Genomic DNA, 23297 nt, shown 5'->3' with positions numbered 1-23297 from the left:
TTGGAGATATTAACCGCGATACCAACTACTCGGAACCCCAGCTTTATCAATCACGACAATTTTTTCCTCTGTTAATTGAGCGCGAATGCGATCGCTCGTTGCAAAATCTTTATTCGCTCTGGCAATTTGACGTTCCGTGAGTAATGCTTCGATTTCCGTATCACTCAAACCACTATTTTGTACGTTCAATTCATCGGGATTGACTTCCAAACCTAGCACTCCTGCTAATTCGATTAATGTTTGCCACTTGTCTTTGAGTAGATGGGGGTCTACTGTTTGTTCGCTATCGTGAACGATAATATTACCGACTTTTCGCAGTTCTTTGGCGAGTTCAAATACTACCACTAAACCTTCAGCAAAGTTGAAATCATCATCGACAGCAGTCCGAAATCGATCTAATTCTTCGGTGCTAGTCGCTGTCGCACTAGTGCGAATTGAGTCTAAATTATCCCAGCCTAATCGATCGCCAAACTCGTAACCAAATAACATCCCATCCTTAATCGTTTGCCAACTTTGGCCGGCAGCAGTAATCGACGCATCGCTAAAATCCATTGGTTTGCGATATTGGGCAGTCAGTACAAAAAGTCTAATCGTCATCGGATCGACTGGATCGACTGACCCATCAGATTTGTGGCCGTCAAGCAGGGCGCGGATCGTGGTAAAGTTGCCCAAGGATTTAGACATTTTCTCACCACCAACTCTGACCATGCCATTGTGCATCCAGTAGGTGGATAATGGTCGATCGTGAGCGCATTCGGATTGGGCGATTTCATTTTCATGGTGGGGGAAGACCAGATCGCCGCCGCCGCAATGGATATCGATCGTTTCCCCCAACTGTTTTTGGATCATCGCAGAGCACTCAATATGCCAGCCAGGACGACCATTACCCCAAGGTGACTCCCAGAAAGGTTCGCCCGGTTTTGCGGCCTTCCACAGGGCAAAATCGAAGGGATCTTCTTTCTTAATTTGGTCGGGATCTGCGGCTTCGACACGCTCGCCTGCACCAGCGCGGAGATCGTCGAGGTTGCGTTTGGAGAGTTTGCCATAGTCATCATCTTTGCGCACGCGGAAGTAGACGTCGCCGTCTACGGCATAGGCAAAGCCCTTTTGTTCGAGATCGGCAATCAGATCTTGAATTTCTTGGATGTGTTTAGTGGCAAGGGGATAGCTATCGGCATCGCGGACATTCAGACGATGGAGATCTTCAAAGTATGCAGCCGTATACTTTTCGGCAACTGCGGTCATCGAGCTTTGTTCGAGATCGGCGCGTCTGAGGATCTTGTCATCGATATCGGTAAAATTCTGGACGTATTTAACTTCATAACCGCGCCATTGCAGATAGCGACGGACGGTATCCCAGACGATGTACGATCGAGCGTGACCCAGATGGCAGTAGTCGTATACAGTCACCCCACAGCAGTACATTTTCACCTGGTGAGGTGTCAAGGTTTGGAACGGCTCTTTGGTTTTGGTGAGGGTGTTGTATATGGTTAGACTCATAGAAAAGTTGGGAGTTGGGAGTTGGGAGCGGGGAGCGGGGGTCGGGGAGATGGGAGAAATTAACCTTGTGCCATTTGTTAAATTAATAATTGGGTTTCTGGAAATTGGATTCCTGAATAAAGGTTAAAATAACTAATGACTCGTCGGAGCAGGACAATCGCTCTATTCTAAGTTTGCCATCTATTGACTGCGAATTTCTGTATCATCCCACCGTTTATTTTTATGACATCAACTACGATCGCTCCTACTCTCGAAATCATTGATGTAGACCAGAAGCTAGTACCTGTAACGATTATCACGGGTTTTCTCGGTAGTGGCAAGACGACACTGCTCAATCATATTCTCCAAAATCAGCAAGGCATCAAAACTGCTGTGCTCGTGAATGAATTTGGTGAAATCGGCATCGATAATGATCTGATCGTTGCGACTGGTGAAGATATGGTCGAGTTAAATAATGGCTGTATTTGCTGCACGATTAATGAGGATTTGGTCAAAGCCGTTCATAAAGTTTTAGATCGATCGGATCAGATCGATTATTTAGTTGTCGAAACTACTGGTTTGGCCGATCCTTTACCCGTCGCGCTGACTTTTTTGGGTACTGAGTTGCGGGATGTCACCAGACTCGATTCGATTATTACATTAGTAGATGCAGCGAATTTTAGTCTCGATCTATTTAATAGTGAAGCAGCACAAAGTCAGATTACTTATGGCGATATTATTCTCCTCAATAAGACCGATCTCGTCGATGAAGCTGATGTAGATTTATTGGAAGTTCGCCTGCGAGATATGAAAGAAGGCGCAAGAATCATTCGGACGACCAAGTCGCAGGTGTCTTTACCGATGATTCTCAGTGTGGGTTTATTTGAGTCGGACAAATATCTGGATACTCCAGACGAACACTCACACAGCCACGACCATGCACACGGCCACGAACATGACCATGACCATGCACATGCTGAAGATCATACCAACTGCGACCATGACCACGGTAAGTGCGAACACGACCACCACGGGCATGACCACCACGACCATTCACATCATTTAGATAATGATGGTTTTACATCATTATCATTTGTTAGCGATCGACCATTCTTACTCCGCAAGTTTCAGCATTTCTTAGACCATCAATTGACTGTCAATATCTTCCGTGCCAAAGGATTTTTATGGTTCGATGAAAGCGACAAATGCCATGTCTTCCACCTCTGTGGCAAACGATTCTCGATCGATGACGACCAGTGGAAAGGTAAACCCCAAACTAAGTTTGTGATTATCGGGCAAGATCTCGATCGGGATAAAATTATCAAGCAATTAGAAAATTGTTTGACTACTGCCAAAACAACTGCTGGCAAAGGATTTGGCCGATAGTCCGTCGGCACTGTTTGTGCATATAGACTAGCAACACTAGGGCTAGGATCTCGGTCTTCTGACACTTTTTCCCATTCACTAACCGATCGTCAATCTACTTCCAACTGCCATCATTACGCCACTTACGGGCGCGCTTCGGTTGGGAAACCAGCCGGAGCACACCAATCGGCTGAAGTAGTAGTAAGTGGACATCAATAATTTCACTTTAGAACTAGGGTCGATCGAATCCTGCGAGTTTATTAATACTAGCTGATGCCTTCATTGGCTAGCAGTATATTGTAAACAATTCCACATCATCGATCGGATCTACCTAGAATGCTAGTGGTAATGCCCTTGTAATGACAATCTTCAATAATTGTCAGCCAAATTGGGAACCTCTCAAACTCAATCTACATCTAATCAAATACGAAGGAAAAAGAAAAAGCTTTTACGATCGCTGAACCTAATCGTAAAAGCAGGAGTGTGAGCCTTTCGGCTTGTATCTTCATCTTTTTGACATGATTTTGTTACGAGCAAAATCATTTGTCAATTATGAGCTATCTAGAGATTTTATCTCTAGCAGTTTTTCATAACTTTACCTAATTTAACACACACTATCTTCATTTTTTTGGACACATGATGAAACTCCTCAAAGCATTAGTCGTTACTGCATTAGTTACTTTACCGATCTCTCCAGCCCTAGCCGAGAGTCAAGTTAAAATTCAAGGTGCTAGTTATGGTGGCAGTGGCTGCCCCGATCGATCTGCCAGTGTCAGCGTCAGCCCCGACGGTCAAGAACTCACAGTTTTGTTTGATAAATTTAGTGCATTGGGCAACGATCCTAGTCAAAGTCGTAAAAGCTGCAACCTGAGCATCCCGATTAAAGTGCCTGAAGGTTTCCAGATTTCCTTGTATGACGCTGACTATCGCGGCTATGTCGCTCCAGCGACGAGTGGCACGCTCCGCGCCGAATATTTCTTTGCTGGCAATCGCGGCCCCGTCTTCCAACGCACTTTCAATGGCGAAAACAACTATAACGTGCGCGATAGTTTAGCCACTGTGGCTGATGTCTGGTCGGCTTGTGGCGATAGCACGAATATGCGTGTCAATGCTTCGATGTCAGCGCGTGGTAAAGGTGCGGCAACTGTCGATTCTTTCGATCTAGCGCATCGTGGTTTGGTCTATCACATCAAATATCGCGCTTGCCGTTAATCGATCGCTACTTTAACTAGATTTACTTATTAATAAGCCCCAACTATTCGAGCGGTTGGGGCTTTTTTTGTGGCATCTCGATCTAGCGGGGGAAAAGTTTAGTGAGTAAATATAGTGTATTGAGGATTGTCACGATCGATCGAATTACTTCCAAACATTTGAGAAAGCGTGCGATATATTTTCTGTTCATTTAATTTAGGTTAGGCGTGAAACAAATTTGCCTTACCTAACACATTAATCTCTCAACCCCTTTGTAAAAGCTCACTTCACCTCCATTTTTTGCGTCTTTTCGATCTAATTAAAGTGAAGCGATTACCTCCGGTAGGCTACGCCAACGCCTGAAGGAAATCTGATGAGATCGAGAAATAACAATATAATTAAATTTCTGGGTTGTCGTCATCGTCACGTTGATAGCCATACTCATCAAGTATTTGCTGTAGCTCAGGTTCAAACGATCGATCGAGTAAATTGTTTTCGGTTACTCTTTCTTCTTTAAGTTCTGCTGGGTTTACTCGACCATCATATAAAGCAACACAAAATCTACTCGGATCGTAGCGCGAGCGGTAATACAGTCCATCGACTCGATCGGCATGATTGTATAAAGCTTTTGACCATGCCTGAGATAAACTATAGACACCTGTAGTTAGCCTAGCATCTGCGCCAATCAGGGTTAATCCACCACCAGAAAGATCGACTAATCTTAAATCTCTCTCTGGGTAAAGTACTGATAGACAATTTGGGGCTAAAAAATCCAGAGCGATAGGCGTATTGCTATACACTCTGGAAGTTTCGCGAAAGGCTACATATGAATCTGAACCCGCGTATAAGACCCCGTATTCTCCCGCTGTAGAATTAAAACGCGATTGATTACTACGATCGAAATATATCGCCCCACGCTTTTGATTGTCCCTTCCAAAACTTTTATGAATGCGGAATAACCGAAATTCGGCTTTGAGAATATGCATCGGTAATGCAACGGAGTCGATGCGATCTGGCTGGGGATGGGGTTCCGGCTTTTCTGGCGAACTCAAGTTGCGACCTCTGACAGTAATACTTTTTGCGTGTATTACTATACCATGTTAAGCCGCACCATGTTCGCCGAAACCTTTGACCAGAGCGACTACCTGGGATATTCTCCCTGCTTTTAATCCAGCTAATGGACTGGCAAATTCTACAGTCACACCATTATCCAACATGAAGCCTGCTCTCATCCACGGACTTTCAGAAGGAAATTCAGCTAACGCTTCAGCTAATCCTGGTAAGACTTGATAGCCCCAGAACCAACGTTTGACGAACTGCCATTTAGGATACACATGTCTACCGTCTTTAACTGGTAAGCCGATGATTTTATTAGTTTGACGGAGTTCTTCTAATTTCTGTTCGGTGATACCTAGTAGCTTTACTGCTTCACCGCTCAAATAGTATCCACCCTCAGCCTGTAGCAATCTTTCTTTGACTGTGGGAGGTTTTTTTATTGGATCTGGCGAGACAAGATCGCTTACCGACTCATGAAAATCGTTAAGACTAGTCCGGTTGGTATTGTAAGTAATTGGTTGAGTCGATCGATGTGCTTGCATATCACTCTCAGCAACCGAATCAAGATCGGTTTGCGTATACTTAAATAGATCGTGATCGAGTTTAGGTAGTGTCTTACTTCACATGAGGTAAAACTGATGTAAAGTTGAAGTAGTCAGTAAACTCAGATGTCAGGATATGGCAACTACACTTAGCGCGTCAGTAAAGGGATTAGAAATTGTCGATCGAGCGCGACGACGCAAGGGTTGGAATAAGACAGTATCAGCTTGGCAAGATTTCGCAAAAGTTTCCAAATCTACTCTGGATAGATTTTGGATGCGAAAGCCAATTAAGCATGAGAATTTTATTGCGATTTGTAGTGCTGTAGGTATTGAGGATTGGGAGCAAATAGTCGATCTCCCTCCGCTCGAACCAAGTAATATCAAGCGAAAATCTAATCTAACTCCAGCTAATCGATTTCTAGACGATTCTATGCATTCTCCTGGAATCTTAGAGCTAGAAGATTTTGCCCAACAGGTATTTGATTGGTTTGGGGCGTTAGATTTTACGGCGGAAGGGCTACCCAGACGGGATGTTAATTATGTGGAATGGATTATTCGAGTACCCCAAAGACGATCGAGATTCGATCGAGTACTAATTCGCGCCATCATTCATGAGGCGGGTTTGGGGGATCTGGATAGTTTGCGTCGAATGGTGGGGCAATTGCGGGTTGATGAAGGGTGGTTGGTAACTAATCGGTGGGTGAGTCAGTCGGTGCGACAGGCTTTGATTCATGCTGGTGATGAGGGTTTGACTTGTCTGACATTCGATGAATTGATCGATCAGGATGCAAATTTTACGCCTTATTTAGAGTGGCTGGAGCGAGAGATTAAGAAGCGGGAGATCGATCGCTATTATGTGGATTTGGGCTGTACTAAGGGCGAATTTGATGCCGATACGCGCACTTTACGGGGGACGAGTAAGTATAGTGTGGCGGATGGGGGGATCGATCGGTATATCGATCGCTGGTTAGAAAATCCGGTGACGGAGCATGTGTCGATTTTGGGTGAGTTTGGCACAGGGAAGACTTGGTTTGCGTTTCACTATGCGGGAAAATGTTTGCAGGCTTATCGGGATGCGAAGTCCAAGGGGATGCCGCGCCCGCGTTTGCCGTTGGTGATTCCGCTACGGGATTATGCCAAGGCGTTGGATGTGGAAAATGTGTTGGCGGGGTTCTTTTATACCCAGCATAATATTCGCCTCAATAGTGAGGTGTTTGACAGGCTCAACCGGATGGGGAAGCTGTTGCTGATTTTTGATGGTTTTGATGAGATGGCGGATAAAATCGACACTCAGAAGATGACTGATAATTTCTGGGAGTTGGCGAAGGTAGTTACAACCAATGCCAAGGTGATTTTGACTTGTCGCACGGAGCATTTCCCGACGGCTCAGGATGGGCGGGAGAATTTTGGTGGGGAACGGATTCCTTCTACGGCAAACAAGATTGCGATCGCTCCGAAGTTTGAGACTTTGGAGTTGATGAAGTTCGATGATGAGCAGATTCGGGCGGTGTTATCGCGGCGAACTAATTCTGCGACGGTGGAGCTGGTAATGGCAAATTCGCAATTGCTGGATCTGTTGCGGCGGGCGGTGATGGCAGAATTTGTATTGGAGGCTTTGCCAGAGATTGAGGCGGGAAAACCGATCGATCTAGCACGGGTGTATCTCTATGCGGTGCGGCACAAGATGGAACGGGATATTACGACTGGGCGGACGTTTACTTCGTTGGCAGATAAGCTCTATTTCTTGTGTGAGTTGGCGTGGGAAATGTTGAGTGAGGATAAGATGACGCTAAATTATCGGGAGTTTCCCGACAGGTTGAAGTTGTTGTTTGGGAAGGAGGTGGAGTCACAGAAGCATCTGGATCATTGGCATTATGACATGATGGGGCAGACGATGTTGATTCGGAATGATGAGGGGGATTATAGTCCGGCGCATCGATCTTTGTTGGAGTTTTTTGTTGCTTATAAGTTTGCGGCGGAGTTGGGTTTATTGGCGGATGATTTTCTGGAGGTGGCGCGGAATCAGTCGGGGATTGATGAGAGTTTGCCGCCAGAGTTTTATACTTGGTCGAGTTATTGGCGGCGGGAGTTGGATGATAAGGGTGAGCGGAAGTTAATTGCGCCTTTGGCTGGGTTTAAGTCGGAGCCGCTGGAGAAATTGCGTGATACTTTTGGTAAAAGTCCTTTGAGTAAAGCGATCCTCGATCTGCTTTTACCATCGATAAATCTGGAGGTAAAATATCGAGAGTCAAATCAGCTATTGGATCTGATTAAGTCTACAAAGGCAGATGATATTGGCTATTTAGGTGGTAATGCAGCTACGGTATTAGTGACGCTTAATTCTAATGCACTAGAGTACCAAGATTTGAATGATAGTAATTTGGCTTATGCCGATTTGGTAAATGTGGGGTTGAGAGGGACTAATTTAAGTGAATCAAATCTAGAAAGTTGCCTAACGACAAAGGTGTTCGGATTGGTCAATGCCATCATCATGAGTAAGGATGATCGACAATTTATCACTGCACATCATGATGACAACACTATCAGAATTTGGGATCGATTTAGTGGAAGAGAGTTGCAGAGATTGACAGGACATCAAGGTAGTATTAATTGTCTTGCATTGAGTGCTGCTGGAGATTTACTCTATTCTGCTAGCGGCGATGACACAATTAAGGAATGGAGATTGTCTGATTTTATTTGTCAGAGAACTTTTCAAGGTCATGAGGCATCCGTGAATACAATTATTCTGAGTGGGGATGGTCAGAGGCTATATTCTGGTAGTAGCGATCTGGTAATTAAAGAATGGATATTATCCGATCTAACTTGTCAGAGAACTTTTCAAGGTCATGATAGATCGATAAATACGCTCATCCTGAGTAAGGATGGTCAGTCGCTCTATTCTGGTGGCGATGATACCATAATCATGGAATGGAGATTATTTGATGGCAGTTGTCAACGCACTTTTCAGGGTCATCAAGGGTGGGTAAGTGCGCTCATTCTGAGTAAGGATGGTCAGTCGCTATACTCTGCTGGTGGAGACAGCAAAATTATAGAATGGAGATTATCTGATGGCAGTTGTCAGCGAACTCTTCAGTGTTATCAAGATTGGGTAAATGAGATCGCCATGAGTGGAGATGGAAAGTTTCTTTATTCTGGGGGCGATAATGGTACAGTCATAGAGTGGAGACTATCTGAGGGCATTTGTCAGCGCACGTTTGAGAGTCGTCATCAAAGTCCAGTAAATGCGATTGTGTTAAGTGAAGATGGAGAGTTTCTCTATGCTGGTGGAGAGGGTTTAATGGATGAATGGAGACTATCTGATGGCACTTGTCAGCATACGTTTGATAGTTATGAAGTTTCGGTAAGTGGGATTGGGCTGAGTGGAGATGGAGAGTTTCTTTATGCTGGCAGTGACGATGGCACAATTAAGGAATTGAAGTTAGTTGATGACTTTTATCAGCGAACTTTTCGGGGTCATGAAAGATTGGTGATAGCAATTATGTTGAGTAAAGATGGGCAATTCCTCTATTCTGGTAGTGGCGATGACACGATCAAGGAGTGGAATTTAAAAGATGGTATTTGTCAGCGCACATTTGAGGGTCATCAACGTCCAGTTATGGCAATTGCTATAAGTGAAAATATGCAATTACTCTATTCTGCTAGCAGCAAACAGATCAAGGAGTGGAATTTAAAAGATAGTATTTGCCAGGACACATTTGAGATTCATCAATATCCGGTAAGAGCTATCGTATCGAGTGGTAATAATCTATTATTCTATTCTGATAGCGGTGGAAAAATTGAGGAGTGGCAGTTAGGCAATGAAAATTATCAACGCACATTTGATGGACATCTATCTTGGGTGAGCGCGATTGCGATGAGTGAGGATAAGCAGTTTCTTTATTCTGCTAGTAATGATTCAGTGATTAAAGAGTGGGAACTAGCTGGGGGCATTTGTCAGCGTACATTTTATGGACATCAATCTGGGATAAGATCTATAGCGATAAGTGAAGATGGAAAATTTCTCTATTCTAGTAGTAGGGATAACACTATTAAACAGTGGAATCTGGCAACGGGAAAATGTCTTCGCTCATTTGATACTCGACTCTGTGCAGGTGCCAATATTACTAATGTCAAAGGCTTAACCCCCGCCCAAATTGATTCCCTCCTCGCCTTGGGAGCCAAGATCGACGATGGTGAATGAATCTCGATTCGATCGGTGTGGGGATGGTTGGGTGTGCGATGCTATGCTAAAAATGTCTGAATGCTGACAATTGGTATCTGTCGGAATGGATGCAATACTAACAGATCTTCATCTCCAGTCACGATGGAATCTGCCTTACCACTCATAGCTAATTCTAAATACTTATTATCTTTTGGATCTCGACATTCATCGATTTGCACGGTAATTTCCACAAACTCGACTAGTCCCAGCAATTCATCCAGGAATGTTTCTCGCTTGGCACGATTACTATATTTATCGAACTTAGTCCGAAGTAATACTTCTGATAATTCGGCGAAAGTATCATCAGACATTAAAACTATGCCAGTGGAGATCGCCAGATCGAATGCTTGAGAAGCTCTACCCTGAGCAGATAGCACCGAACTAACGATGACATTAGCATCTAGCACCAACCGCTGACTAAGGGGCATTCAGAATTGACTCCAAAATCTCTGGTGTTAGTCCATTAGCGGCGGCTTCATTACCGATCTCGTCCATTGTTTGTTTGAGGCGATCGATCGCCTCCTGTCTGCTACCTGTGGCAGATCTGAGCATCAAGCCAATCCGAGTAGCAATTTGCAGACGTTCGGTTTCTGTCGCACTCCGATAAGCTTCTGCAACCTCTGATGACACTTCGATTCTCAAAATGAGAGGCTCCGCCAACGCAATCTTTTCTATTGCAGCCATAATTCGGATAATTCCCTTAACGTTGTTTAGATTTGTAGCGCAATTTTGGCATGAGGCACATACTGATAAGTTTAACATTTCGATTGTAGAGTTACTGTCGATCGATCGATTAGAGGCATTGGGTGAAGCATTACTAGATTTTAATAGTTTGCAAGATTTACAGAATTGGTTAGAGATGGCTGAAAGATGTTAGAAACCACTCCTCAGACTGCCAAAGTCGAGCCAAAGAAGTTGGGGAGTGGTTGTCTAAACACTAAAGATATTAAGCCTTAAAAGTGAGAATCGGGCGCATTTTGGCGACGACTTCCACCATGCCTGCGGCGACTTGGGTATCGATAACTCGATCGATCGATTTGTAAGCAGCGGGAGCTTCCTCGATCCGACGTTCCGATCGCAAGGTGATGCAATCTACACCCGTCAAACCCAGATCTGACTCGGTATAACTTGCCCCCGCACGGGTAAGTTCAAAGCGCGAAATCGCTCTGCCCGCACCATGAGCTGCCGAATTGAGATAGCGATCGTTTCCTAATCCCGATAGCAGGTAGGAAGGTGTCCCCATCGATCCTGGCGTAATCAGCAATTGTCCCAAACCTGCCGCGCACGAACCCTTACGGACGATCCAACCAGTCCCATTGGGAAAAGTCAGATTGTGTGGCAGATCGCAGACTAAGGGAGCCACAAGATCGCCGTACACTTGTCGCAGTCGCAACCGGAGTAGTTCAGCCAAAATCAAGCGATTGACAAAGGCATAATTAGCCGCCGTTGCTTCGGCTTCGAGATATTCGGCAACGAGATCTGGATTGGTTGTCGTCGAGAGCGAAAATAGGCTCGATTGGGGGAACGGATAGCCCTTGAGCCAAGCGGCTTGAGCCATGTCGCGCCACATGCCACCGATGTATTTACCGACACTGCGCGAACCAGAATGAATCGCGATCGCGAGTTGTCCGACTTTGACATTGGATTGATAAGCAAGGCGCGGATTGCGGATTTCTGTCACTTCTTGGATTTCCACAAAGTGATTGCCACCGCCGATCGTGCCCAGATCGCCATCGCGGACTAATCCAGTGGCAGGAACGAGTTCGCTCGGTGCCCAACGGGCATTTCCCGCCAGCGAGCCGAGAAATTGAACGGCATCGATCTCTTGCCACAATTGACCGAAATTCGATCGAGCCACACTCCCCATCGGGGTTGTAGACATTTGCTCCAACCAGCCAGGGATGCCATCCGCAAACAGCGATCGACTCGTCGCCGCTGTCATCGTGACATCGCGAGTACCGAGGAAGTAATCTCCCTTCATCAATTCGACAAATTTGTTGCGCTGGGCGAGAAAATCATCGACGCTGAGATCGACAACGTGGAGGCGCATTCCACAGTTGATATCGCTACCTACTGCGGCGGGAACGAGCATTCTCTCAGTTTGCACCACCGAACCGATCGCGACTCCGGTATCGCCGGGATGAAAATCGGGCGTGGCGAAGGTGCGGGTTACTTTGCCGCCACCTGGATGGGCGAGGGTAGTAAGTTGGGCGAGTTGCTGGAAGGCTTTGGACTCGATCGGGAAATCCGGCGGTAATAGTACTTCTGCTACTGGAGCATCGGTACCTCGATCGAGCCGGATCTTATAAATATTGTCGTCATAACTGACATCCAATCCTTGCTTAGCCAGAGCGCGGAGGAGTCTGTGCGTATTCTTGGGCTGCTGCATAAACAACTTTCGCCAGAACCACTGTGGGTTTTGGCAATTATCTTTGTATAGGTTGACTGGGTTTTCAGCAGCCGCAGTCGCAGTGGTGGAGGGTTTTGTTAATTTAGTTAATTCGAGCTACCTGCTCGTAGTTTCATGGTAGCTCGACGATTCGATCGGTGTCAAGTGGAACTCGATCGACTGAGATCGGCACCTTTCAGGCAAATCGATTACCTACGGTACGCTTCGCGAACGGCGATGATATTTTTCAGGATCGTAAGTCATCGAATTTAGTGCAATCGCTATTAGTGCAGGCGGGCACGAGGCACCGCCCCTACAGGTTGTCGTCAGATCGCAGAGAGCTAGAAGATCGAACTACTATTTCTTCGGCGGTACTCGATTGGGAATTCCCTCGCAGCCACCAGGAATAGTCGATCGCGATTTATCACCGCACCACATACAGCAATATTTCCGCTGTTCTTCAGACATTTCCTGCACGTCGGTAAAGTCGGCATTTTCGACTACAGCTCCGGTAAATTCACCCGTTGTATAGTTGGGAATCTCATTGCGACTGCGGGGACTGGCAAGTTCGGGATCTTTGCCATAAAAAAAGCGAGTACCCTTGACATCGGCACCAGTTAAATTTGCTTCATAGAGAATGGTGCGAGAGAAATTAGCCTTAACTAAATCGCAGCCACTGAGATTGGCGCGGATCAGGTTGGCATCGCTGAGATCTGTCCAGCGGAGATCGGCGCGGGAGACATCAGCACCAGCCAGCATCACCCCCAAATCGATTACCCGCACGCCATAGAGCCGATCTTCGTCATAACCCCCATCACCATCCAGGATTGCCCGACCCAATCGTCGATCGCGTCTGAGGGGCGTCAGCAGCTTGGATTGGGAGAGGAATCGCAGCACTTTAGCCTTACCAGCAGCATCGATACTACCGAGCAGGGCGGCGGTGCGTCCGGCGGCGAAGGCTTGCTCCTGCGGCCAATCTTCGAGGAAACCATTATCATCTAAGACCAGATCGGAGATCCCCTGAAAATAGGTATCGATCGTCTGTTGTTGGGTGAGAATATTTTGTTGGGTCGTGAGGCGATTTTGCTCGATCGTCAGGTCGCGAGAGATAATATACTGTCGCCAAGCGATATATACAGCCAAGATCGCAATCAAAATCTGCCCGAATGCGCCACCCCATTCACCCGATGCCCCGACCGCATTCCAATCAATTCGATCGGAAAAGCTGCTGACATACTCAAAAAATTCTAAGATCTGGAGCAGACCGACGATCGCAATGAGAACGGTAATCGAGGCGACTAATTGTAACCGTTGGGCTGGAGATAGGGAGTCTAAGAGTTCCTGGCGAACCCCGCGATAGATAATGGGAATCGATAATACTAGTGCGATCGCGCAACCTGCTGCGGCAATCAAGGTGTCGTTGCGCCATAATCCGAACACCATAATGGTGATCGCTATCAGATTTCCCCAGATTGTCATATTCTATGTAAAATACCTAGTGCAAATAGTCAAGAAACTTTGATTTTTTAGACTATCTGCTGTCATAATAACATTTTTTGTTCGGATTGAAATCATTAGTTTTCACAAGATGCCATAAGTTACAATTAAAGCGATAAAATTCAAACTATTTGCGGCTGTAAAAGCTTGTTTTGCTGTTTAATTCAAACAATCGATGAGCCGCAAATATCGTCATCGCCTCGACAAGATGGGTAGTTATTTTCTACTACGTATATTTCGCTCAAATTATCGAGCGATCGGTAGTGGCTAAACTTAGTAGCTCTCGATTCACTCGATCGGTTCTAGCTAAGATTGCCGGAATTAAGACTAATATTGAAAACGACAAGCGATCGATTATCAACTATCCACTGATATCAATGCCCAAGCTAAAAATCGCTCGGTATAATACAATGCTAACTGATTGCTCATTCCTGAAAAAACTGCATCAAAAGCATGATCCGCCCACGGCAGCTCGATGAAAACTACGCGATTTCCTTGCGATCGCAATTGTTGAGCGAGGTTCCTCCCATACTTAGCCTCAACGATCCGATCTTTGCCACCGTAGATTAGCAAAGATACTGGTAAACCAGGTTTGACGGTATTGATGGGTGAAGCTTGGCGATAGAGTGCGGGTACAGTTTGCGGCGTACCCCCCAGGAAGCTACGTAGTGTCGCCCGCGACTCGATCGGATCGGGAGTCGGGATATTTTCATAGCCAGCAGTCAGATTGACAGGGCCATAATAGTCGATAACTGCGCGCAGGGGAAATGGTGGATCTTGGTAGGCGGCTAACATCGCTAATTGCGAACCAGCCGATCGACCGATAATGGCAACTCGATCGAGATTGGTTTCATATTCGCCAGCCTGCTGTTTGACGTACATCAATGCCGAGCGCACATCTTCAAGCTGGGCGGGAAAATGATATGTAGGCGCGTGACGATAATCGATCGCCCACACTACATAACCTTGAGCAGCCATATAACGGTTGAAGGTATCGTCGCTATCGGGCGTACCGCGTTGCCAAGCACCACCATAAATCGACACGATCGCCGGATGTTTGCCAACTGAGAGCGGTCGATAGATATTCATCGATAGCTGAATACCATCGGGATTGGCAACGGGAATCGCACGATCGACCCTCACATTAGGAATAGAAATACCACTCCAAATATCGGCAATAACGAGCGGTTGCGGTCGCATCTTGGCCGTCAGTGCTGGGGGAATAGCTTGGAGATAATCTCTACCTAAACTAGTCGCGATCGCTGCTTGTGCTTGCTGTTGGACGGCGGAAAATTGCAATAATGGGGAGGCACTCAGTACTAATGCCAATCCACTCAAACAAAGTGTCCCGCAAAACAATTTTGGGTAGCGAAAACCTCTCAACCAGAAGCCGATCGCGATCGCAACTGTTACCAAGCCATTTAATATCAGTAATCCCGGACTAATTTCTGGCGCACCCACACTGAATGGTAATAATGAGAAAATCGGAGCTGGTAAGATAATCCAAATACTCAAAAACAAGCCGACTAATAACAGCAATCCGATCAGCCAGATCCCACCGATCGCTAATACTTTTTTCATTTGGCACTTCAGAAATCGGGATAAGCTGTAGTTAGACTAACACCAAAGTTCGAGAAAATGTAGCGTTGGCCAGATGGAAAGAGTTATTCCCTACGATTTGACAATTCAGACTGCTAGATGTCTGCTGCGCCGTCCGACAGCAGATGATATTCCCCATGTATTTGCAGCGACGCGGTTTGCGGGCTTTAATGATGGGATGCAATGGGAACCCCCAGCCACGATCGACGAGTTGGAGGAGCCTTTGACCGAGAGTTGGCGCGATTGGGATCGGGGGATCACTTATGGCTTGACGATCGCCGATCCAGCTACAAATATTTTACGGGGGCGAATTGGCATCCGCAAAACCAGCCGTGCCGATGTCTGGAATCTGGGCTTTTGGATGCATCCAGAGCATCAAGGACAAGGTTATCTGACTGAAGCGGCGATCGCCATGTTAATATTTGGATTTGAGGAACTTGGTGCGACGAAAATCGAGGCGAGTTATGCCCTCTGGAATAAAGGCAGTCGGCGCGTGCTCGAAAAAATTGGGATGAAATTTATCGCCTATATTCCCCACGCATTTCAAAAACAGCGGCACTGGGTCGAAGCCAATAAAATGAGTATTACGCGGCGAGAATGGTTGCTTGGTGTCAAGTTAGATGTTTAGCTGAATGAACCTAATCTGCTCAACAAAACATAGATTAAAATCTAATTTAAAAATAGATTATTGACTATGCATAGTATTGATTAGTAAAACTTAGAGTAAACATCTATTAAAACTCTATGTTAGATCTATCTTTTCTGGAAATTTTCGATTACGCTCTTCTATAGAGATACAAAAGATATAAATCATTAATTAATAGATTAAACTCTATGTATGAGATAGTTATCCAAACAGCATGGTTAATTCCCTGCTACCCCCTGGTCGGAGCCGTCTTGGCACTGCCTTGGTCGGTTGGCTGGTCGGGAGAACTCGGCACTAGGCCAGCGGGCTATATCAATATCCTGATGGCGGGGATCGCCTTCATTCACGCATTAGTAGCCCTAATTGTAGTCTGGGAGCTACCTGCTAGAGAAATTAGTTATAGCTGGCTGCATACCAGCACCCTGGATATTAATTTCCCGATCGAGATTTCGACGATTACTTTGACTGCGGCGAGCGTCGTTGCGGGAATCAATTTCGTCTCTCAAATCTACGCAGTAGGTTATCTGGAGATGGATTGGGGCTGGGCACGATTCTTCTCGCTGATGAATTGTTTTGGGGCGGGGATTTGTGGGTTGGTGCTATCCAATTCGCTGTTTTTCACCTATGTTTTTCTGGAATTACTGACGCTAGCTACGTACTTATTAGTTGGCTTTTGGTTTGCCCAATCGCTAGTAATTACGGGCGCGCGAGATGCTTTTTGGACGAAGCGGGTGGGCGATATTATCCTACTGATGGGTGTAATTGCCATTTATCCGATCGCCGGAACCTGGAATTTCACCGAGTTAGCAACCTGGGCACAAACGGCACAATTAGACCCGATGGTAGCGTTATTGCTCGGTTTATCTCTGAGTGCGGGGCCACTGGGAAAATGCGCGCAAATTCCCTTCCAGTTGTGGCTGGATGAAGCGATGGAAGCTCCGATTCCGGCAACAGTGTTGCGGAATGCGGTTGTCGTTGGTGCCGGGGCATTTGTGTTAATTAAGCTAGCTCCGGTGATTTCACTATCGCCGATTCTCTTAAATATTCTGGTAATTTTAGGTGTATCGACGGCAATTTGTTGCTCGTTAATCGCGATCGCGCAGATCGATATGAAGCGGGTACTTTCCTATACATTGAGTGCTTATATTGGTTTGGTTTTCATTGCGATCGGTACCCAAAATTTAGACTCAGCTAGATTTATTCTCTTCAATGAATCCTTTGGGATGTCATTGTTATATATGGGGATTGGAGCGATTATTTGGACGAACATCACTCAAGATTTGACCCAATTAGGCGGTCTTTGGTCGCGGCGTCCGTTTACAGGTGCGGCACTATTAGTCGCGATCGCGTCGTTTATTGCCTTACCGCCTTTGGGTGGATTTTGGGGATTTTTACAATTAGTAGATAGTCTGTGGGTCGAGCAACCATGGTTAGTCGGTGTCATTTTAATTGTGAATACCCTGACTGCGTTTAGTTTGACGCGATTATTCTGTCTGATTTTCTTGGGTAAAGTTAAACCGATGACAGAACGATCAACAGAGCCATTTTGGTTGATTAGTTTACCAGTAATTAGTGCGGCTGTGTTTATCTGTCATCTACCGATTATGCTACGCAATCTGGATCTGTTACCTGTTTGGGGTGAATTGGATAATATGTTTGCGCCGCTATTGGTGTGGTCGAGTATTTCGGGGATTACAATTAGTGCTGTAATTTATACCGTCGATAGTATTCCGAAACCTGTGAAGTTGCCGCTACCAGCAATTCAAGACTTCTTTGCTTATGATTTCTACATTCAGCGATTTTATCAACTGACGATCGTCTTATTAGTAGCTACTAGCGCGCGGGCAACTAATTGGTTCGATCGATACATTGTCGATGGATTTGTGAATCTGATCGGTTTGGGGACATTATTTGGCGGCCAAACTCTCAAATATACAACTTCCGGTCAATCTCAGTTTTATGTTTTGGTGGCGTTCACTGGAATTATCCTAGTCGGCCTGATGATGGGCTTATTTGTCTAGGGGTGAATAGCCAATTAAGTTTTCAGCATCATCATTCGCTGGAATTGTTACACGTTTCAATTTTCATCTGTTTCACACAAGTAAATAATTAAAATATCAAAACCATGAAAGGCAAAATCATTAACTATATCTCCCGTCGCAATTTGTTTAAATTCGGTGCTACTGCCGTGGGTACTGGTTTAATTACTAGTAAATTGGGCATAGATCTATTAGATACTCCAGTAGCAAACGCCAAACAAAAATTAACACCCGATGCCGCTGTTGCGGAATTATTGCAAGGCAATAAACGATTTTCCAGTCAGAAAATGAACCAAGCCAATCGAAACAGTTTTCGATTACGAGAAGTTGCTAAAGGTCAACAACCATTTGCAGCAATTTTAGGTTGTGCTGACTCTCGCGTACCGGCTGAGATCGTTTTCGACCAAGGATTGGGCGATCTATTCGTAGTTCGAGTAGCTGGAAATGTAGCCACTCCAGAAGAAATTGGTAGTTTAGAATTTGGCTCGGCCGTATTGGGTACCAAAGTGATTTTAGTGCTAGGACATCAAAGGTGTGGTGCAGTTCAGGCGGCAATTGATAACAAACCCGTTCCCGGCCAAATTGGCAGTATTCTCAAACACATTAAACCTTTAAAGGTTGCTAGTACTAATCAAACAGGCGATCTATTAAAAGCGACGACGATCGCCAATGTCAAAAATCAGATTGCGACTCTCAAAACTTCACCAGTTTTAATGGATTTAGTTAATAGTGGCAAACTCAAAATTATCGGTGGCTTCTACAGCCTCGACACGGGAATCATGACACAAATTGCCTAAATAAGGTTATGACAATTTCAGATAAAACAGCTAAACGATCTGGCTCAATGGCTGTTTTATCTAATTAATAATTAATTGTGGTACGAGCTGAATGGAAAATATAATCTAGCCACATATAGAAGACAAAGGATAAAAAGGGATGTTGAGTGCTATTGTTTGGTTGCCGATGTTGGGGGCGATATTAATTGGGATATTACCTGGGTTTAGTCGATTGATCGCACTAATAACTTCTGGGATAACGCTGGTGGTAGCGATCGCGATCGCTACGATGTTTGATTATCAAGCTGCGGGTTTACAATTTGTCGAGCATTTGACTTGGATCGAGCCATTAGGTTTGGATTATCAGTTGGGTATCGATAGCTTGTCTTTACCGCTGGTAATTCTGAATGTGTTGCTAGTTTTATTGTCGGTGCAAGCAACTAGCAAAGATATCGATCGCGATCGATTATTCTATGCCTTATTGCTACTAGTAAGTACGGCAATTACTGGCGCATTTCTAGCTCAAAATTTACTGCTATTTTTCTTGTTTTATGAGTTGGAGCTGATTCCCCTTTACCTACTGATCGCAATTTGGGGTGGTGAAAAACGCGGTTATGCAGCAACTAAGTTTCTAATTTACCAAGCACTATCGGGGATGATTTTACTCGCTGGCTTCTTGAGCTGGGCGTGGTTTACTCAGACTGGTGATTTTAATTATCAATCGTTGGCGGCTACCCATTTACCAGCCAATCTTCAGCTCTTATTCCTGTGTGTCATCGTGCTGGGCTTTGGGATCAAAATGCCGTTAGTACCCTTTCATACCTGGCTACCCGATGCCTATGTCGAAGCCTCGACACCCGTTTCGATGCTGCTCGGTGGCATTGTCTCCAAGTTGGGCACGTATGGACTGATTCGCTTTGGGTTGGGTTTATTTCCCGAAGCCTGGGCAATCGTCGCACCCTGGTTAGCCACGATCGCTGTAGTTACTGCTGTCTATGGTAGTACGATCGCGATCGCCCAAACTGATATCAAGAAAACGATCGCTTATAGTTCCGTCGCTCACTTGAGTTACGTATTGCTCGCCACCGCCGCTGGTAATCCCCTCAGCCTGCTAGGTGCCGTCTATCAAATGGTCGCACACGGTTTGATTCTCGCCCTATTATTCAACCTCGTCGGCATTATTGAGGCCAAAACTGGCACGCGCGATCTCAACAAACTCCACGGTTTGCTCAACCCCAAACGCGGTTTACCATTCGTTGGTGCCATCATGATTCTGACGATGATGGCAAGTGCTGGAATCCCTGGCATGGTAGGCTTTATCGGCGAATTTCTCTCGTTCCAGGGTAGTTATATTGCCTTCCCGGTAGCGACGCTGATCTGTTTGGCGAGCACTGGTTTAACCTCCGTCTATTTCATCATCATCATCAATCGCACCCTGTTTGGTAAATTAGCAGAAGATCTCACCTACCTACCCAAAGTCGCCAACTACGAACGCATTCCCGCGATCGTCCTCACTGTATTAATTATCCTATTTGGTGTTCAGCCAAACATTCTCATCTCCCACACCCGAATTAGCACCGACGCAATCGTCGCCACCCTCCCTCACCCCGTCACCCAAACAGCTCTCATAGAAAATCCCCTCCACGGAGGGGTGCCCGTAGGGCGGGGTGGGTAGATCTCCGCAGCAACTCCAATAATCTCTATGGGCTAGTGACGAGAGCGGGTTTGAATCAAATCTCTAGTACTAACAACATTGACAACATAAACCCGCCCCTGCAGATCCCTGCGAACTTTGCGGTCAAAAATCGCCAATCCGGCATCCCCTCCAGCCAACCCTTTGCGCCCTCTGCGTTAAAAAAACATCATGATAACAGCCACCCAACTACCACCATCCACCCATCAATTCGCCGACATCATCCATCGCCTCGAAGCCGGCGGCGCGATGCTCCCCGACACCCCCGAAAACCTGATGCAAATCATCGGCTTGTACAAAGCCTACGCCGTCCCCATGGACTTCTACTGGCGCGACTTGCTGTATATTGCCGAACGCGTCTTTCTCAACCCCCTACCCGCCTTTAAATACTTCCTCCCGCAGGAATACTTAGACTTACCCAACCACTATGCCGGCGACACCGCCGACTTACGGATCTGGCAAAAAGGCGCGGCTTCAGCACATCCCGAACTGCTCGAATTTATGGACAAAGGGCGTAGTACCAAGATGCCCAAACTCTTCCATCACTTATTGCACGATCGAATTAACATGGAGTTTGCCGAAGCCTGTATGCAAGCCATGTACTGGCATCGGGGCATGGGTGGCAAATTCGATCCATACTTGGATACGGAAGAATACAAGCAAAATGCCGATCGAGCCATTAAAGCATACTTCAAGGGCAATCCCGCGATGCTGGCAGCGTACAAACTCTTTCCCGATATGTTTATCGAACAGGTGCGGGTGATGTCCTACTATTCCAATTTAGGACTATTTTGGGAAGTGATGGCTCCAGTATTCTTTGAAATGAGCGATCTATATGATGAAGGGAAAATTAGCTCTGTCCCTGAGGCAATGGATTTCCTCATCAATGGGATTTTTGCTGTCGCTGGTAGACCAATTTATCACCATGTGTACATCAATGGGGAAATGTTTGAAATCATCCCCAAATCTGCTGGATTTACTTGGTTATATGAGGCTGCTTTACCTTATGTCGAAGCCGTATTTTATCGGACGGCACCATTTCGCGGCACGAAATCTTACAATGCCCAAGCCGAACAAGTGCCTGCCGAGCAAGCAGATTTCCACTACGGAATTCTCTATGCCGATGTCAATCCTGTCGGGAGTGCGGGCATTCCGCCAACATTATTGATGGACGATATGTATCATTTTCTGCCTCAATATTTAGTCGATTATTATCAACAACACTGTCGGGGTAAAGATGACATGTTGGTACAATTGGGCGTAAGCTTTCAGCGATCGATGTACTGCGTGACTTCGGCAGTAATTCAGGCATTGCGAGCTGCTTTACTGTATCCACTTGACGATACAGATCCCAAACATCTAGAGAAAAACCGGCAATTCTTTGAAGCCCAGATCGACAGATTCAAACGTCCTGAAGCGCGGTTATCGGATATTCAAAGTCAGGACTATCGCTAATTCGCAGGAATAAAATCTTGAGTTCATTATAAATAACATGCCTAATATTGTAGAAATCGCGGTTAGTAACGACAACTTCACCACTCTCGTCGCTGCCGTTCAAGCAGCAGGATTAGTCGAAGCCCTCCAATCCCCAGGGCCATTTACCGTGTTTGCCCCCACTGACGAAGCATTTGCCAAACTGCCCCCTGGTACCGTGCAAACCCTAGTCCAAAATCCACCTCAACTAGCTAGGATACTCAAATATCACGTAGTTGCGGGGCGATTTACACGAGCGGATTTAGTGGGTGTCAATTCACTCGACTCTTTAGAAGGTTCGTCAATCTTCATTGATTGTTATCAAGATACTTTTGAAGTCAAAAATGCTACTGTGATTGCTGCCGATATCGAGGCTGATAATGGGATTATTCACGTTATCGATCGCGTTATCTTAATGGGATAGGATAAAATCTTGTGGCAAGAGACTTTGCCAAAGATGTGGCGTAGATAGCTGAGGAGTATGGTATTGCATGGCAGCATGGGTAATTAGCTTGATGAGTAGCTTGGGTTACTGGGGGATTGGATTACTAATGTTTTTAGAAAATCTCTTTCCGCCGATTCCCTCCGAGCTGATTATGCCCTTGGCAGGGTTTACAGTCGCCCAAGGCAAGATGAATTTTGGAATTGCTGTTGTTGCTGGTACCGTTGGCACGATGGCGGGTACTTATGTTTGGTACTACCTAGGGCGATTGGTGAATTATCAGCGGCTACTGAGTTGGACAGATCGCTATGGTAAATGGATTCGCGTCACCGCCCAAGATATCGATCGAGTCAATGATTGGTTTAACAAGTACGGCTCGAAAGCAGTATTTTTTGGGCGGATGGTACCAGGAATTCGGACGCTGATTTCTCTACCTGCAGGAATGAATCAGATGCCATTTGTCAGCTTTACGATTTACTCGACGCTCGGTACTGTGCTTTGGACTTTAGCTTTAACTATTGCGGGATTTTTATTGGGTGAAAATTATGCTTCGATCGAGCAATATATCGCACCGATTTCTAAGCTGGTTCTGTTTGGGTTAATCGGTTTAATTGCATATTTTATCTTTAAAAAAATGCGATCGACTAATTGACTAATGTAACGATCGAGCTTTTGGGAGATAATATTAACCATCGATCGATCGTCCTCATCTCAAATCATCGCAGCCGTGCCACTACTCATGACTAATCCTCTCGAAATTGCGATCGTCGGTGCGGGAATGGCGGGAATTGTCTGTGCTAGAGAACTTCAATCTACTGGCAGACAAGGGATCGCCATCTTTGAAAAGTCTAGAGGTGTCGGCGGCAGATTGACGACACGGCGGATGTT

20 protein-coding genes are annotated in these 23297 nt (G+C 45.7%); 12 read left to right on the top strand and 8 right to left on the bottom strand.

The features are described from left to right. Positions 1 to 9: 9 nt before the first annotated feature. Positions 10 to 1500 carry a cysteine--tRNA ligase gene (gene cysS, locus RMO27_RS16650; RefSeq protein ID WP_309734526.1) on the bottom strand — a complete coding sequence of 497 codons (1491 nt, stop codon included), beginning with the start codon at positions 1498 to 1500 and terminating at the stop codon, positions 10 to 12. A 222-nt stretch (positions 1501 to 1722) separates the two neighbouring features. Between cysS and RMO27_RS16645 the strand changes: the two genes are divergently transcribed. Then, a complete protein-coding gene (locus RMO27_RS16645) occupies positions 1723 to 2865 on the top strand; it encodes a GTP-binding protein (RefSeq protein ID WP_309734523.1) in 1143 nt (380 codons plus the stop codon). A 618-nt stretch (positions 2866 to 3483) separates the two neighbouring features. Then, a complete protein-coding gene (locus RMO27_RS16640) occupies positions 3484 to 4056 on the top strand; it encodes a DUF4360 domain-containing protein (protein WP_396133738.1) in 573 nt (190 codons plus the stop codon). 377 nt (positions 4057 to 4433) lie between these two features. Here RMO27_RS16640 and RMO27_RS16635 read toward each other — a convergent pair whose 3' ends face one another. Continuing rightward, positions 4434 to 5087, bottom strand: coding sequence for an RES family NAD+ phosphorylase (locus tag RMO27_RS16635; RefSeq protein WP_309734518.1), 654 nt, complete (start codon positions 5085 to 5087; stop codon positions 4434 to 4436). A gap of 48 nt (positions 5088 to 5135) precedes the next feature. Then, the gene (locus RMO27_RS16630) at positions 5136 to 5633 is read right to left on the bottom strand and encodes a hypothetical protein (RefSeq protein WP_309734516.1); all 498 of its coding nucleotides are present in this window, start codon (positions 5631 to 5633) and stop codon (positions 5136 to 5138) included. A gap of 430 nt (positions 5634 to 6063) precedes the next feature. Between RMO27_RS16630 and RMO27_RS16625 the strand changes: the two genes are divergently transcribed. Beyond that, positions 6064 to 9834 carry a hypothetical protein gene (locus RMO27_RS16625; protein WP_309734514.1) on the top strand — a complete coding sequence of 1257 codons (3771 nt, stop codon included), beginning with the start codon at positions 6064 to 6066 and terminating at the stop codon, positions 9832 to 9834. 41 nt (positions 9835 to 9875) lie between these two features. On the opposite strand, the gene RMO27_RS16620 is transcribed toward RMO27_RS16625, so the two are convergent. Continuing rightward, a complete protein-coding gene (locus RMO27_RS16620) occupies positions 9876 to 10283 on the bottom strand; it encodes a putative toxin-antitoxin system toxin component, PIN family (protein WP_309734512.1) in 408 nt (135 codons plus the stop codon). Beyond that, positions 10273 to 10539 (bottom strand): hypothetical protein, encoded by a 267-nt coding sequence (locus RMO27_RS16615; protein WP_309734552.1) that lies wholly within the window; start codon positions 10537 to 10539, stop codon positions 10273 to 10275. Before RMO27_RS16615 ends, RMO27_RS16620 begins: the two co-directional genes overlap by 11 nt. Here RMO27_RS16615 and RMO27_RS16610 point away from each other — a divergent pair. After that, positions 10499 to 10732: a DUF4351 domain-containing protein gene (locus RMO27_RS16610; RefSeq protein ID WP_309734511.1), complete on the top strand. Its 234-nt coding sequence runs from the start codon at positions 10499 to 10501 to the stop codon at positions 10730 to 10732. The genes RMO27_RS16615 and RMO27_RS16610 overlap by 41 nt on opposite strands. Positions 10733 to 10801: 69 nt before the next feature. On the opposite strand, the gene RMO27_RS16605 is transcribed toward RMO27_RS16610, so the two are convergent. The 3 genes from RMO27_RS16605 to RMO27_RS16595 all read right to left on the bottom strand — a co-directional run bounded on the left by RMO27_RS16605 (position 10802) and on the right by RMO27_RS16595 (position 15322). After that, positions 10802 to 12244 (bottom strand): RtcB family protein, encoded by a 1443-nt coding sequence (locus tag RMO27_RS16605; RefSeq protein ID WP_309734509.1) that lies wholly within the window; start codon positions 12242 to 12244, stop codon positions 10802 to 10804. A 357-nt stretch (positions 12245 to 12601) separates the two neighbouring features. Continuing rightward, complete coding sequence (locus RMO27_RS16600) at positions 12602 to 13723, bottom strand: pentapeptide repeat-containing protein (protein ID WP_396133736.1); 1122 nt, start codon at positions 13721 to 13723, stop codon at positions 12602 to 12604. 375 nt (positions 13724 to 14098) lie between these two features. Beyond that, positions 14099 to 15322 carry an alpha/beta hydrolase gene (locus tag RMO27_RS16595; RefSeq protein ID WP_309734504.1) on the bottom strand — a complete coding sequence of 408 codons (1224 nt, stop codon included), beginning with the start codon at positions 15320 to 15322 and terminating at the stop codon, positions 14099 to 14101. 73 nt (positions 15323 to 15395) lie between these two features. On the opposite strand from RMO27_RS16595, the gene RMO27_RS16590 reads away from it, so the two are divergent. From RMO27_RS16590 to RMO27_RS23925, 8 genes are all read left to right on the top strand, one after another. Continuing rightward, on the top strand, positions 15396 to 15968 hold the full coding sequence (locus RMO27_RS16590) for a GNAT family N-acetyltransferase (RefSeq protein ID WP_309734502.1): 573 nt from the start codon (positions 15396 to 15398) through the stop codon (positions 15966 to 15968). A gap of 206 nt (positions 15969 to 16174) precedes the next feature. Beyond that, positions 16175 to 18007: an NAD(P)H-quinone oxidoreductase subunit F gene (locus tag RMO27_RS16585; protein ID WP_309734500.1), complete on the top strand. Its 1833-nt coding sequence runs from the start codon at positions 16175 to 16177 to the stop codon at positions 18005 to 18007. A gap of 104 nt (positions 18008 to 18111) precedes the next feature. After that, positions 18112 to 18822, top strand: a complete 711-nt coding sequence (locus RMO27_RS16580; RefSeq protein ID WP_309734497.1) for a carbonic anhydrase — start codon at positions 18112 to 18114, stop codon at positions 18820 to 18822. A gap of 139 nt (positions 18823 to 18961) precedes the next feature. Next, complete coding sequence (locus RMO27_RS16575) at positions 18962 to 20476, top strand: NADH-quinone oxidoreductase subunit M (RefSeq protein ID WP_309734495.1); 1515 nt, start codon at positions 18962 to 18964, stop codon at positions 20474 to 20476. Positions 20477 to 20665: 189 nt separating this feature from the next. Beyond that, complete coding sequence (locus tag RMO27_RS16570) at positions 20666 to 21949, top strand: CO2 hydration protein (protein WP_309734494.1); 1284 nt, start codon at positions 20666 to 20668, stop codon at positions 21947 to 21949. Between the two features lie 37 nt (positions 21950 to 21986). Further along, entirely contained in the window at positions 21987 to 22391 is a 405-nt protein-coding gene (locus tag RMO27_RS16565; RefSeq protein ID WP_309734492.1) for a fasciclin domain-containing protein, read from the top strand. 67 nt (positions 22392 to 22458) lie between these two features. Further along, a complete protein-coding gene (locus tag RMO27_RS16560) occupies positions 22459 to 23061 on the top strand; it encodes a DedA family protein (RefSeq protein ID WP_309734489.1) in 603 nt (200 codons plus the stop codon). An 87-nt stretch (positions 23062 to 23148) separates the two neighbouring features. Further along, the coding region (locus RMO27_RS23925; RefSeq protein ID WP_396133737.1) for an NAD(P)-binding protein at positions 23149 to 23297 on the top strand (149 nt) is incomplete at its 3' end.

The sequence above is a fragment of the Chamaesiphon sp. OTE_75_metabat_556 genome (genome assembly GCF_031378165.1).
Lineage (GTDB): Bacteria > Cyanobacteriota > Cyanobacteriia > Cyanobacteriales > Chamaesiphonaceae > Chamaesiphon.
Note: the sequence above shows the minus strand (reverse complement) of the source record. Positions and strands in the feature narration are given on the sequence as shown.

Bases quoted from the DNA above. Each gene is read 5' to 3' on its own strand.
- RMO27_RS16615 (WP_309734552.1), bottom strand. From the start codon at position 10,539: ATGGCTGCAATAGAAAAGATTGCGTTGGCGGAGCCTCTCATTTTGAGA.
- RMO27_RS16620 (WP_309734512.1), bottom strand. From the start codon at position 10,283: ATGCCCCTTAGTCAGCGGTTGGTGCTAGATGCTAATGTCATCGTTAGT.
- RMO27_RS16595 (WP_309734504.1), bottom strand. From the start codon at position 15,322: ATGAAAAAAGTATTAGCGATCGGTGGGATCTGGCTGATCGGATTGCTG.
- RMO27_RS16610 (WP_309734511.1), top strand. From the start codon at position 10,499: ATGAGAGGCTCCGCCAACGCAATCTTTTCTATTGCAGCCATAATTCGG.
- RMO27_RS16590 (WP_309734502.1), top strand. From the start codon at position 15,396: ATGGAAAGAGTTATTCCCTACGATTTGACAATTCAGACTGCTAGATGT.
- RMO27_RS16645 (WP_309734523.1), top strand. From the start codon at position 1,723: ATGACATCAACTACGATCGCTCCTACTCTCGAAATCATTGATGTAGAC.
- RMO27_RS16605 (WP_309734509.1), bottom strand. From the start codon at position 12,244: ATGCAGCAGCCCAAGAATACGCACAGACTCCTCCGCGCTCTGGCTAAG.
- RMO27_RS16565 (WP_309734492.1), top strand. From the start codon at position 21,987: ATGCCTAATATTGTAGAAATCGCGGTTAGTAACGACAACTTCACCACT.
- RMO27_RS16570 (WP_309734494.1), top strand. From the start codon at position 20,666: ATGATAACAGCCACCCAACTACCACCATCCACCCATCAATTCGCCGAC.
- RMO27_RS16630 (WP_309734516.1), bottom strand. From the start codon at position 5,633: ATGCAAGCACATCGATCGACTCAACCAATTACTTACAATACCAACCGG.
- cysS (WP_309734526.1), bottom strand. From the start codon at position 1,500: ATGAGTCTAACCATATACAACACCCTCACCAAAACCAAAGAGCCGTTC.
- RMO27_RS16585 (WP_309734500.1), top strand. From the start codon at position 16,175: ATGTATGAGATAGTTATCCAAACAGCATGGTTAATTCCCTGCTACCCC.
- RMO27_RS16575 (WP_309734495.1), top strand. From the start codon at position 18,962: ATGTTGAGTGCTATTGTTTGGTTGCCGATGTTGGGGGCGATATTAATT.
- RMO27_RS16600 (WP_396133736.1), bottom strand. From the start codon at position 13,723: ATGACAATCTGGGGAAATCTGATAGCGATCACCATTATGGTGTTCGGA.
- RMO27_RS16625 (WP_309734514.1), top strand. From the start codon at position 6,064: ATGCATTCTCCTGGAATCTTAGAGCTAGAAGATTTTGCCCAACAGGTA.
- RMO27_RS16560 (WP_309734489.1), top strand. From the start codon at position 22,459: ATGGCAGCATGGGTAATTAGCTTGATGAGTAGCTTGGGTTACTGGGGG.
- RMO27_RS16640 (WP_396133738.1), top strand. From the start codon at position 3,484: ATGAAACTCCTCAAAGCATTAGTCGTTACTGCATTAGTTACTTTACCG.
- RMO27_RS16580 (WP_309734497.1), top strand. From the start codon at position 18,112: ATGAAAGGCAAAATCATTAACTATATCTCCCGTCGCAATTTGTTTAAA.